The 12,632-nt window shown below is 67.9% G+C and carries 8 protein-coding genes and 2 pseudogenes; 6 read left to right on the forward strand and 4 right to left on the reverse strand.

The annotated features are described in order from the left end of the window. The first annotated feature begins 73 nt into the window (after positions 1-73). Positions 74-490: a hypothetical protein gene (locus ACFWGD_RS08320; RefSeq protein WP_377778170.1), complete on the forward strand. Its 417-nt coding sequence runs from the start codon at positions 74-76 to the stop codon at positions 488-490. On the opposite strand, the gene ACFWGD_RS08325 is transcribed toward ACFWGD_RS08320, so the two are convergent. Next, positions 478-1,275: an exodeoxyribonuclease III gene (locus ACFWGD_RS08325; RefSeq protein ID WP_377778171.1), complete on the reverse strand. Its 798-nt coding sequence runs from the start codon at positions 1,273-1,275 to the stop codon at positions 478-480. The genes ACFWGD_RS08320 and ACFWGD_RS08325 overlap by 13 nt on opposite strands. Positions 1,276-1,375: 100 nt before the next feature. Here ACFWGD_RS08325 and ACFWGD_RS08330 point away from each other — a divergent pair, with 100 nt between their 5' ends. After that, the gene (locus ACFWGD_RS08330; protein ID WP_377778172.1) at positions 1,376-1,999 is read left to right on the forward strand and encodes an RDD family protein; all 624 of its coding nucleotides are present in this window, start codon (positions 1,376-1,378) and stop codon (positions 1,997-1,999) included. Positions 2,000-2,016: 17 nt separating this feature from the next. Here the strand turns inward: ACFWGD_RS08330 and ACFWGD_RS08335 are convergent, their stop codons facing one another. Together ACFWGD_RS08335 and ACFWGD_RS08340 are read right to left on the reverse strand one after the other, a co-directional pair. Continuing rightward, a complete protein-coding gene (locus ACFWGD_RS08335; protein ID WP_377778173.1) occupies positions 2,017-2,478 on the reverse strand; it encodes a hypothetical protein in 462 nt (153 codons plus the stop codon). Between the two features lie 233 nt (positions 2,479-2,711). Then, entirely contained in the window at positions 2,712-3,602 is an 891-nt protein-coding gene (locus ACFWGD_RS08340) for a hypothetical protein (protein WP_377778174.1), read from the reverse strand. A 183-nt stretch (positions 3,603-3,785) separates the two neighbouring features. Here ACFWGD_RS08340 and ACFWGD_RS08345 point away from each other — a divergent pair, with 183 nt between their 5' ends. From ACFWGD_RS08345 to ACFWGD_RS08360, 4 genes and pseudogenes are all read left to right on the forward strand, one after another. After that, positions 3,786-5,654, forward strand: a complete 1,869-nt coding sequence (locus tag ACFWGD_RS08345; RefSeq protein WP_377778175.1) for a dynamin family protein — start codon at positions 3,786-3,788, stop codon at positions 5,652-5,654. Next, positions 5,654-7,066: a dynamin family protein gene (locus tag ACFWGD_RS08350; protein WP_377778176.1), complete on the forward strand. Its 1,413-nt coding sequence runs from the start codon at positions 5,654-5,656 to the stop codon at positions 7,064-7,066. The genes ACFWGD_RS08345 and ACFWGD_RS08350 overlap by 1 nt, the downstream gene beginning before the upstream one ends. A 34-nt stretch (positions 7,067-7,100) precedes the next feature. Continuing rightward, complete coding sequence (locus ACFWGD_RS08355; protein ID WP_377778177.1) at positions 7,101-9,074, forward strand: Hsp70 family protein; 1,974 nt, start codon at positions 7,101-7,103, stop codon at positions 9,072-9,074. A gap of 690 nt (positions 9,075-9,764) precedes the next feature. Beyond that, a pseudogene (locus tag ACFWGD_RS08360) lies at positions 9,765-11,072 on the forward strand (ISL3 family transposase). A gap of 9 nt (positions 11,073-11,081) precedes the next feature. On the opposite strand, the pseudogene ACFWGD_RS08365 reads toward ACFWGD_RS08360, so the two are convergent. Then, positions 11,082-12,172 (reverse strand): annotated as a pseudogene (locus ACFWGD_RS08365) (IS110 family transposase); the annotation flags it as partial. Positions 12,173-12,632 lie beyond the last annotated feature (460 nt).

The following is a 12,632-nucleotide window of genomic DNA, read 5'->3' on the forward strand; positions in this document are numbered from 1 at the left end:
AAAAGAGGCTTCATTGTTGCCCTGTCGGCGATCGTGGCGGTGTGCGCAAGACTGGTGTGTCCCTGCAGTCGCGATGCGCGCCAACAGAACGATGAATACTCGTCCGTGGTCAATCGGGGCGTTCGCGCTCGGGCTCTACTCCGTGTGGTTGCTCGTGGGGCAATCTGCGAATGTGGTCCAGGCTTTTGCGGCGCCAGGGTTCTTTGGTCCGTGCTCGACGCTCGCCGTGAGCGTCTACTTCGTCCTGTTGCTGGTGCCGAACAAGCATGTGGTGATGGCGGTTCTGGGCGCGATCGCTACAGCGATCGCGTTGGGATTCGCCGGCGCAGCGGCGGCGGATCTTTGGCGCATCGCGTCAATCGAAGGTGTCGGCAGACTCGGCGTCGACGAGTGGTTGCCCGCCGTGGCGGCGATGGTGCTCAGCGCCGGGGCCTTGTTCCATGCCGTGTTGTCGGGACGCAGTCGCCCCGATGACAGTCACACGTCGTAGTCGACGATGACGGGGGCGTGGTCGGAGGCGCCCTTGCCCTTGCGCTCCTCGCGGTCGATGAACGCGCCGGTGACGGTGTCCGCCAGCGCCGGGGTGGCCAGCTGGAAATCGATGCGCATGCCCTGGCGCTTCTGGAACCGCAGCTGCTGGTAATCCCAGTACGTCCACTGGCCCTCGGTGTGCTCGCGCGTCACGTCGCGGAAGCCCGCCTCCTGCAGCGCCTCGAACGCGGCGCGCTCCGGCGGGGTGACGTGCGTCTTGCCCTCGAAAAAGGCCATGTCCCAGACGTCCTCGTCGCGCGGGGCGATGTTGAAATCGCCGCCGATCATGGCCTTGTGCGCGGGGTCGTCGTCAAGCGAGGCCGTGCCCGCATCGCGCAGGGCCTGCAGGAACCGGAGCTTGTAGTCGTAATGCGGGTCGCCGATCTCGCGGCCGTTCGGGACGTAGACGCTGTGGACGCGGACGCCACCGCACGTCGCGGCGATGTGGCGGGCCTCGGCGAGCTGCTCGAGCTCCTGATCCTTGGTGAAGCCCGGCTGCCCCGGGAAACCCGTGACCACGTCGTCGAGGCCGACGCGGGAAATGATGGCCACGCCATTCCACTGGTTGAGGCCATGGTGGGCGACCTCGTAGCCGAGCTCCTCGAACCGCGCCGCCGGGAACTGGTCGTCGCGGCACTTCGTCTCCTGGACGGCCAACACGTCGATCGCGTGGCGCTCCAGCGCGCCGACCATCCGGTCGAGGCGGGTGCGGGCCGAATTGACGTTCCAGACGCAAATACGCATGCGGCAACCGTACCCGGCGGGACCGGGGGCGGGAACAAACCCGGGGCCGCGGCCGTTGGACGTGGTGAGACCGGTGCGTGACAGAAAGGCGGAATCCGGCATGCAGCACAAGCACGTTCAGGTGGACCCCTTCACGGCCGCCAACCCCTACGAAGTCGACCCCTTCAGGCCCGTCGTCGCGCGCACCCCCGTGCCCGCCGACCACCCGCTGCTCGGGCGGCCGCGCAACCCGTGGATCACCCCGGCCACCGCCGCCGCGGCCGAGCAACTGGGCTACGACCCCGAGGCCGTCAACGCCCCGCTGATCAAGCGCCTGGGCGCGCTGTTCGTGGACACCGCGATCTACGGCGGGTTGCTCGCCGTACTCCTGGTGCTGCTCGGCGCCTTCGGCCCGCCCGACGCGTGGGCCGCCGGCGCCGTCGCCGCGATCTTCGCCGGGCCCGCCGGCTTCTACGCCTACCGCGCGATGGGCGACGCCATCTTCGAGGGCTCGCCCGGCAAGCACGCCCTCGGCCTGCGCATGGGCGGCCCCAACGCCCTGCCCGTCTCCGGCACCGACGGCCTGCGCCGTAACCTGTGGATCCTGCCGTCGATGATCCCCGGCCTCGGGTGGATCGTCAGCCTGGCCATGATGGCGTGGATCGGCCTGAGCGCGGGAAATGACCCGCTCGGCCGCGGCGGGCACGAGCGGGCCATCGGGACCCGGGTGACGGAGAAGGACTAGCCTCCCCGCCGCCGGCGCTACATGGCAGACGGGTCGACGTTGATCGAATCGATGACGCCGTCGCCGTCGAAATCATGGTGGCGGGTGTCGAACTCCCCGTTGCCGGTGGTGTCGTACAGGATCGAATCCGCGGTGCCGTCGCCGTCGAAATCGTAGGCGCGGGCATCGATCTCGCCGTCGCCGTCGAGGTCGAAGTCGATCTTGTTCACCACCCCGTCGTTGTCGAAGTCGGAGATGGTCACGTCGGCGATGCCGTCGCCGTCGAGGTCGACGGAGATCTCGTCGATGGTGCCGTCGTCGTTCAGGTCGGACTTCGTGACCACCTGCTCCGCGTCCACCGCATCGACGATCTCGGAGATGTCGCCGAACGGCAGGTCGCCGATCTCGGGGGTCGGGTCGGGGCGGTCGGCGGCGCTGCTCTGCGGCTGCTCGTCGCGGACATCGTCGATGAACTGGGTGAAGATCGTGGTGTCGGACATTGTTCCGGTTCCTCCCGGTGCTGGGTTCGCCTGCTGGCCTGTTCATCGATGAGATGCGCGCCGGCCCCGGAATGTTCCCGCACTTCCCGCTTTCCGGTTGCTTGACGACGTACTCGCGCACACCCCTCCCACCCTGCACGCAAAAAGACGCCCAGTGGACGGAAAGAGGTGGTCAACCACTTCTTTCCGTCCACTGGGCGTCTATCTGCGGTGGACGAGACGTCGTCAAGCAACTAGGCGTCGAGGGTGCCCGCAGACGCGTCGGTGGCATCCGTGCCGGCGTCGGTGCCGCCGTAATTCGGGTCCTCCTCGACGACGTCCACGACGCCGTCGCCATCGTTGTCGATGTAGCGGATGTCGGTGTAGCCGTCGTTGTCGCGGTCGATCTCGAGGGTGTCCATCTCGCCGTCGCCATCCGAATCCGACCAGATGTGGTCGACGCGGCCGTCGCCGGAGGTGTCCACGTGCAGCTCGGAGAAGCCCTCGCCGACCGGCTCGCGCATCTCGGCGTCGACGATGCCGTCGTTGTCCAGATCCAGCGACAGCGTGTCGACGACCCCGTCACCATCCGTGTCCGTCGCCGCCACGACCTCCGCGGCGTCGAGGTCGATGGTGACGTCCGGGCCGGAGACCTGGCCGTAGACGTCGTACTCGCCGGCGTCGACGTTGGACGCCTGGCCCGTGCCGGTGCTCTGCTCGGCGGCCGGCGACGGGGCGGGAGCGGCCGGGGGAGCGGCGTCGGCCTGCGGGGCGGGGGCGGGGGTCTGGCCGTCGATGAAGGCGTCGACCTCTTCCTTGCTGGACAGCGTCGTGTCCAGGATGGCGTCGTCGGTGGTGTCGAACTGGACGGAATCGGCCTCGCCGTCGCCGTCGATGTCCGTGACGATGGTGTCGATGTAGCCGTCCTTGTCCAGATCCAGGACGATCTGGTCGATCTCGCCGTCGCCGTCGAGGTCCGAGGCGGACATGACGTCGGCGGCGGATTCCTCCAGCACCTCGTCGAGGCTGATGCCCAGTCCCGACTCGGGGGCGGGGGCCGGGGCGGTCTTCTCGGGGGCGGTGGTGTCGGGCGCGGTGTTCTCGGGGGCGTTCTGGTCGGTGGTGCGGTCGTCGTTTCCGGACATTGTTCCGATCCTCTCGGGTCGCGTGTGCGGTGGTTTCCCGCGTTGGTCGACGATGAGATGCGCCGGGTGGCGCGGAATGTTCCCGTCCCGGAGAAATTATCCACGACTATTTTCCCTGGGGCACCTTTATGATGGCCAGTGCCCGCCCCGGCCCACCACATCCGGCCCACCACGAGGACTTGCATGACGACGACCAACGCCGACGCCCGCGCCGCACTGCGCCGGGACGTCGAGGGTGCCGCGAAGGCGGTGTCGTCGGCGCTGAAGATCCTCGACCGCTACGGCCACGGCGACGCGGCTGCCGCGATCCGGCGGACGTGGGCGGACACGTCGCTGCGCGGGACGGTCGTGGTCGTCGGGGAGGTCAAGCGGGGCAAGAGCTCGGTGATCAACGCCATCGCCGGTGCCCGTGATCTGCTGCCCGTCGACGTCGACGTGTGCACGTCGGCCCCGGTGCAGGTGCTGCGGTCGGAGGACAACACCGAGGTCATCGACCTCAACTTCGGCGACCACGTCGAGCGCGCGCCGCTGTCGGAGCTGCGGGAGTGGACGACGATGACCGGCGCCCGCGTCGCCGACCCCGACACCCCGGAGCTGCCCACCGGCGTGACGGTCCGGGTGTCGGGCGAGCATGTGCCGAAGGCGCTGTTCATCGACACCCCAGGCGCCGGCGGCCTGGACCGCGAGGCCATCGACGTCGCCCTGGAGCGCGCCCGCGGGGCCGGGGTGCTGCTCATGGTGTGCGACGCGACGACGCCGATCACCGCGCCGGAGATGGAGATCCTCGGCCGCGCGGCGCAGGCGGCGGGCTCCGTCATCGTCGCGGTGACCAAGACCGACAAGAACCTGCGCCGCTGGCGGGCCATCGTCGACGACGACCGCCGCCTGATCCGCCGTCACCTGGGCCGCGACGTGCCGGTGATCGGCGTGTCCAGCCTGCGCGCCGTCGACGCCGCCGAGATGGCCGACCCGCAGCGCCGCGCCCGCGTCGAACGCAGCTCCGGCATCGCCGAGCTGCGCGGCCGCATCACCGCCGAGATGGCCCGCGGCGCGCTGCTTTCAAAGGTCGCGGCGCTGTCCATGGCCGAATCGGCGCTGGAGTCCGTCGCCGCGACCATCGACGCCGACCTCGCCGCCGTCGACCGCGCCGAAGAGGTGGTGCCCGAACTCGAGGCCCGCCGCGATGAGCTGCGCCGCCTGCGCGACCATGGCCAGGAATGGGAGCAGATCCTGGCGCGCAACATCACCGTCGCAAGGCAATCCATCATGGCCGGGTTCGACGCCGAGATGGACCGCGTCCGCGAGCACTGGATCCGCACGATCAACGGCTCCGGCATGAAGGTGCTGCGGTCGAAGCCGCAGGTGTTCACGTCGCGGATCGAGGAGGAGCTGTCGGCGGCGGCGGAGGCGACCGTCAACAAGCAGCTGGAGGTGCTGCGCCGCGAGGCGATCGCCCTGTTCGGCGACGACCACGAGTGGGAGGCGATGGCCGGTGCGGCGCTGATGAGCATCGCGCCGGGCGGCGCGGGCACCGGCACCGGCGACGGGCGGCACTCGGTGGCGTCGAAGACGGAGAACCTGCTGGACCCGGGCATGGTGACGCTGGGCATCATTTCCGGGCCCGCGATCGCCTCGGCCGGCGGCGGCGCGCTGGCGGCGATGGGCCTGGCCACCATCGCGCTGCCCGCGGCGGTCATCGGCGGCGGCTGGCTCGGCGTGAACATGGCCTACCGCGCCATGCGCAACGGCAAGCAGCACCTGATCACGTGGACGCGCGAGACGGTGGCGGCGCTGCGGATGAGCGTGAACAGGAACATCGACACGCTGGTGACCACGGTGCGCACCGAAATCGTGCTGCGCTACCGCGCCCGGCTGCGCCGCGAGGGCGACGAGATCAAGCGCCGCATCGAAGACGCCCGCGCCGTCGCGCGCGCCTCGGAGGAGGAGCGCCGCCAGACGCTGGCCCGGCTGCGGCGCAACAAGGAGATCGTGGCGAAGATCCGCGGGGAGCTGGCCACCTCCGCCGGCACGCTGAGGGGAGTGGGGCGCTGATGGCTCCCGCACAGATGGATCCGGTGACGCAGGAGATCGACCGGGCGCTGCATGCGCTGGCCGCCGGCGGCGGCGACCTGCCGGGCCACGCCAACCGGCTGGGCGGGATCCTGTTCTCGCCGCCGCGGGTGCTCGTCGTCGGTCGCCTCAAGGCGGGCAAGTCGACGCTGGTCAATGCGCTGATCGGGGACAACGTCGCGGCGACGGGCACGCTGGAGACCACCAACGCCGTCACCGTCTTCCGCCACGGCGCCCCGTCGCGCGCCGAGGTCGTGGGCAACGACGGCACGCGCGGCCGGGGCGTCCTCGACGACGGCGTGCTCGTCGACGTCGGCCGCCCGGTTCCGGAGGTCGCCTACGTGGACCGCTTCCTGCCGTCGGCGGCGGTGGAGCGGATGACCATCATCGATACGCCGGGCATCGCCACGCTCACGGTGGAAAACCGCGATGCCACGGAGCGGGCGCTCATCGACGGCTACGCCCAGACGCGCGACGCCTCCGTGGACGCCGATGCGGCCGTCTTCCTCTTCGATTCGTCGCCGCGGACGGACGAGCGGGAGTTCGTGGGCAAGCTCGGTTTCACTCCCTTGAACACCGTCGGGGTGCTGGCGCGCGCGGACTCCTTCGGTGAGGGCGCGTTCGGCCGGCGCGATCCGATCGAGCACGCGCAGCGGTATTGCGGGGTGCTGCGCGGGCGGCTGGGGTCGCTGATGGCGGAGGTCGTGCCGGTGTCGGGCCTGATGGCGGAGTCGGCGGCGACGGGGCGGGTGACCGAGCCGGTGGCCCGCGCCGTCGCGGAGCTGGGGCGGCTGGCGCCGGAGGATCTGGTCGAGGAGCTGGAGTCCGACGCGCCCGCGCGCATCGACGCCGGGCTGCGCGATCGGGCGCTGGATCTGCTCGGCGAGTACGGCGTCGTCCGCGGTGCGCCCGTCGCCGAGCGCGGGGCGGTGGCGCTCAACGAGTGGCTGGAGGAGCGCTCCGGCATCGCCCGCCTGCGCCGCGTCCTCGAGGGCGGCCTGCTGCGCTTCGCCTCGCTGGGCCGGGCCGCGCGCCTGCTGCACCAGTTGGAGCTGCTCGGCTACTCGCACGAGCGCTCGGCGCACGTCCGCCACGTCCACGGCGTGCTGGCGGCACAGCCCGCGATGGCGCCGGTGATGCTCTTCACCGCGTATCGCGGGTTGGCGGCGACCTCGCCCGATTCGACGCTGATGCCCTTGCTTTACGACGCCTTGACCGGCGCCAACCCGGCCGAACGCGTCGGGCTCCCGGCGGCGGCGGATCCGGCGCAGGTGCGGCAGAGGGCGCGGGAGATGTACGGCGAGCTGCAGCGGATGGGGCTGGTGGGACGCTCGGCGGCGGAGGAGGACTCTCGCGTTCGCCTGATCGCGATGGTCTCGTCGCTGTTAAGCTGACCAAATTATTGACGCTCCCGAAAGGATCTTGATCATGTCCGGTTGGCGTTTGGCCATCGACTTCGGCACGTCGAACACCGCCGCCGCGCACCGCGCGGCCGCAGCGGGCCAGGGTGGTGCGCCCGCGGAGGCGCTGGCCCTGTCCCACCACGGGAACCTGCTGCCCTCGGCGGTGTTCGCCGATGGGCAGGGGCTCATGGTCGGCCACGTGGCGCTGAATCAGGCGGAGTCGCAGCCGGACGCGTTCCTGCCGGAGCCCAAGCGCGCCGTGGGGTCGGAGACCGTGCTGCTGGCCGGTACGCGGATGCCGGTGGCCGAGGTCATCGGCGCGGTGATCGGGTCGGTGCTGGACCGGGCGCGCAGGTTCGCGGGCGGGTCGATGCCCGATGACGTGGTGCTCACCCACCCGGAGGGCTGGGGCAACGCGGAGCTGATGCGCCTCATCGACGGCGCCGAGCGCGCCGGCATCGAGCGCCGCCGCCTGTCGCTGGTGTCGGAGCCGCGGGCGGCGACGTACTGGTACTCGTTCCAGCGGCCACTGTCGCCCGGCCAGAAGGTCGCCGTGTTCGACCTCGGCGGCGGCACCCTCGACGTGGCGGTGCTGACGCCCACCGCCGATGGCTCGCTGCAGGTCATCGCCGCGCGCGGTGACAATTCTCTGGGCGGCCGCACCCTCGACGCCCGCATCCGCTCGTGGGTGGAGGCGGAGCTGGAGGAAAACGACACCGAACTGCTGCGCGCCCTGCGCTCCGGTGCGTCGGGATCGTCGCTGGCGCTGGACCGGGCGATCAAGACGGCCAAGGAGGTGCTGTCGGAGGCGCCGCGGGCGACCATCACCGTCGCCGCCCAGGGCCGCGAGTCCACGCTGATGCTCACCCGCGGGGAGTTCGAGGAGCTGATCAAACCCGACGTCGACCGCGCCCTCGACGTCACCCGCGCCACGCTGCTCGACGCCGGTCTTCGCCCCGATCCGTCGACGGCGCTGTACCTGACCGGCGGTTCCGCGAGGATCCCGTACATCCAGGACCGCCTCGGCGAGCTGTGCCAGGTGGCCACCCTCGACGACCCGAAGACCGTGGTCAGCCGCGGTGCGCTGATGGGCCCGACGCGCCGGGCCGAGGACGTCGCCGCGGGCGTGACCACGTGGATCGCCCCGGGATCCGTCGCCGGTGGCGCCGGCTCGATGGCGGTGGCTCCGGTGCCGCCGACGCCGCAGTCTGCACCGTCTTCTCAGTCACCTCAGCCGCAGATGCCCCAGCAGCCGTACTACGCGGCGCCCAATCAGGGTGGCCCGGCGAATCCCTATGGGGCGCAGCAGCACGCCCAGACCCAGCCGCAGCAGGCCCAGCAGCAACCCCAGCAGTTTGCGGCGGTGCCCAGCTCGTCGGGGTCGAAGTCGGGGAACTCGAAGATGCCATTGTTCGCCATCGGCGGCGTCGTGGCGCTGTTGCTCATCGGCCGCGCCTGGGCGCTGATGTCCGACGGCGACGACAATGGCGGCGGAAATGGCGGCAACGGCGGAGGGGAAACGACGGCGACCGAGACGTCGGAAAGCCAGCCGGCCGCGGCCCCGTGGCCGGATCCGATGATTGAGGACAGTGATCGGATCAAGACCGAGCTGACAAGTCGCCTACCATCCGTACTAGTCGAACAGATGGATAATTGCAGCCCCTCAGAAACAGTGCTTTCCGTGGGGCTTGGTTCGGACCGCTTTCCTTCCTATCTATGTGGTTACGAATACCCGGAATCGCAAGAGACCGGTCTTTCAACAGCGCAGATCATCACGAGCGCAGAGGCGATCGAAGCGGTTGGTAAGTATGCGGACAAAGAGGGCACTGAACTTATTGAGCTTTCCAGCTCGGAGGGACGGCGCGTCCTTTTGGAGGAGAACGATACTTTCGCCTATTTCTATGTGCATAGTCCTCAGGGATCGTACCTCTATAGATCTGGACATTTTGATTCCGGGGAAAAAGCCCGAACCTATCTAAAGCAGCGGGATTTGATTTAGGAAAGTTTTTTGGGAAGTAACTGCCCAGGCGGAGGATCTTGAGTACTACATTCGAGTTACGGTCGCCCTGAACAAGTGGCGACCATGGCCGAAGAAGGCAATGAACAATCGCGAGATAGTGTCCGCGTTGGGCGATCGCTAGCGTCTGACTTGAGGAATGGGTTATCAACGTATCGTTGTAGGCTGGACAGGTAAGTTGTCAGCAGGTCGACGCGTCTGAAACGGTCGGCTGACAAGCGCAACGAGATCATGGGTGTTGTAATCGCCGATTAAATCCACTGGAGCTTGAAATATCTCGAACCATAACCTAAGGCAGGGCGTGGCGAGTTTTGCGGGAATGAAGCTTGGCATGACGGCTATCCGTCCGTCCATGCGGCCCTGAGGTGGCATATTTGATCAATATAGACAATATATCGTCTTAGTTCAATCACGTTGCTGGGGGTGTCCCTATGAAAATTGTCAATATCTCGCCGGGTCGTTTCGTACATGGGACGGGGGTGCCGGGAGCCATGGCTGGGCGCCGATCCTGGCATGTCGGATCGATGCTGGTCGGGCCCAAAGGGGCCCTTCCGGATCCGGAGTGCGTAGCTCGGATTTCCCGGTGAGGCGGCAAGGCACAAGATGTAGGGGTCCTGGGATGCGTGACGATACAGGTTCTCTACGTCCGTATCGCACACCCCAGGACCCGCTTTGAACGCTACCGCCAATCTGCTCGCCGACACCATCTGCCGCACCGTCGAGCTGGGAGTGACCATCACCAACGCCGCCGTCGAAGGCGAGCTCACGCACCTGTGGTGCTCGCCAGTGGCGTTGGACCCGCACTGCCCGTCGTGTGGTGTGGCCGGCAGGCTGCGCGATCACGTCGAACGTCAGGTCACCGACGTGCCCATCGTCGGCCATCCGACCAGGCTGCACGTCCGCACACCCCGCGTCACCTGCGACAACACCGCGTGCCAGGCGCGGATCTTCCAGCAGCGGATGCCGGAGTTGGCCGAGCCGCGGGCCACGACCACCCGCCGCTGCACCCGCTGGATCCTGCAGCGCCTGGCCATCGACCGGACCAGCGTCGCGGCGGTGGCCAAGGCCCTCGGCCTGGGACAAGGTCAACGACCTCGCGGTATCGAAGGTCCGCACGATGGTCTACGACGAGCCCGGACACCTGGACGGGGTCCGCGTCCTCGGCGTCGACGAGCACAAGTGGAAACACGCCCGCGGCGACGGCACCTCATCGTTCGTGACAGTGCTCGTCGACCTGACCCGGTGGTCGACGGCACCGGCCCGGCGAGGTTGCTCGACATGATCGAGGGCCGCTCGGCGACGGTGCTCACCGACTGGCTCGACGCCCGTGACCAAGCCTTCCGCGACCGGATCAAGGCCATGCCCATGGACGGGTTCGCCGGCTACCACACTGCCGCCGCCAAGGCCGTGCCCGCGGCGCGGACGGTGATGGATCCCTTCCACGTTGTGCACCTGGCCGCCGAGGGGCTCACCCTGTGTCGCCAGCGCGTGCAGCAGGCCACCACCGGGCACCGCGGCCGCACCGGCGACCCGCTGTACGGAATCCGCCGCACCTTGAACACCCGGGCCGAGCTACTCACCGACAAGCAGAAGGCCCGCCTATGGAAAGCCTTCACCGCCGACGACGCACACATCGCAGTGGAGGTCACCTACGGCGTCTACCAGCGACTCATCACCGCCTACGAAAACGCAGGGCGCCGGGTGGGCAAGGTCGCCATGTACAAGCTCCTCAAAGCGATCAAGGGCGGCGTACCCAAGGAGTTGCCCGAACTGGCCCAGCTCGGCCGCTCGTTGTGGCGACGCCGCGCGGAGATCCTGGCCTACTTCGACACCAGGGCCTCCAACGGCCCCGTCGAGGCCATCAACGGACGCCCCGAGCACCTGCGCGGAATCGCCCTCGGCTTGCGCAACCTGCAGCACTACATCTTGCGATCACTCATCCACTCCGGAGGACTCCAGAACCGAATCAACGCACTCTAAATCCGGAAGGGCCCGTTTACGCAGGTAGTAGTCGCGTGATGCGGGATGGCAGTTCGACGCGATCCACGCCGATCGAAACATCGCGTTCTTCAAGCGTTTATTGCCGGCCCTGGCGGGAAACTCTCCGCGGATTGATGTGCCCGACCGCCGAGTGATCGGTGCGATGCCCGCGTAGACGGCCAGGTGTGCGGCGTCGGCGAAGTCCTGGCAGTCACCGATGGACAGCAAGATGTTGGAGGCGGTCTTGATGCCCACGCCGGGCATCGACATCAAGACCTTGGGCCAAGGGGGAAGTCATTGAGCATCTCCTCGACTTGTCCGGCAATGGTGTCGCGCTGAGCTTGCAGCGCTTTGATATTCGCCGCCAGCTGCGGGATGACCAGTTCCGTCGCCGCAGTGCCGGGTACCGTGACAGTTTGTGCGGCGAGGGCGGCGAAAATTGCGTCTACCAGGTCGGTCGGGCCCTTCTTGGCGCGGTTGCGCATCCATGTGAGGACTCGGCCTCGGCCTGCGGCGGCCAGCTTTGTCGGCCCTCCGTAGTGGATGAGTAGGTCCAGCACCAGGCTGCGCGAGAGAATCTCGCCGGTGAAGATGCGCTCGAGTGCGGGGTGAATCTGTGTGAGCACGCTGCGAAGGCGGTTCTTCGTTCGCGTGGCGTCTTTGGCGATGTCGTCGTCGAATCCGGCGAGCATTTTCAGCGCCGACAGTGTCTCGTCGTCGCGGTCGACTGCTCGCAGGGTGTGCGGCATGGTGCGGGCGGTGTCGGCGATGATGAATGCATCCCGGCGGTCGGTTTTTGATCGTCCGGGGTAGAGATCGGCAGCTTTTCGCATGGCCAGGCCGGGTAGATATCCGACCGTGCAACCGCAGTCGCGGGCCACGGCGATGGGCAAGGCGCCGATGGTGTTGGGTTGGTCGACGACCATGAGAACACTGCCGTGGGTCTGCATGGACGCGAAGATTTCGCGTAGTGCGGCTTCGTCTTGCGGCAGTGGTTTGTCGAAGATCTTGTTGCCGGTTGTGGTCAGTGCGCAGGCATGGTGGCCGGTTTTGCCGACGTCGAGTCCGATGATGATGTCGGGTGTTGCGGACGGTTCCATGATGGTGTCCTTTTGGTCGTGGCTGGTCACCGGCGTCTTGGACATCCGTTGCAGGCACCCACGTTACGAAGAGACCTCTGGTTGGGCCGTGTCCCTATTAGCTGTCAGCGGTTGTCCCCGGTGCCCGGTGGCAACACCCCCCGGATCATGGAAACTCTCACGCAGATAAGCCATGCCGGGCCCGGTGACCATCCCCCGTGAGGGGGACACCATCACGATGAAGGGAGGGAAAGCGAATTGGAGGGAATGACGTTCCGACCCCCTGCTACTGACTGAGACCTCCGATTGGTGCAAATTTGCTGGCCAGCCTCAAAGTCGCAAGCTAGTGTTCAATCAACACGAGTGGGCAAACGGGCTCTTGGTGAGGTTGCGTCCTCTAGCGTGGTGTACCGACCACCTCGGTGACCGCCCCACCCACAACAAGGGCGACCACCGTAGGTACCTTTCGAATCAACTCCTA

The organism is Corynebacterium sp. NPDC060344 (assembly GCF_042725215.1).
Lineage (GTDB): Bacteria > Actinomycetota > Actinomycetes > Mycobacteriales > Mycobacteriaceae > Corynebacterium.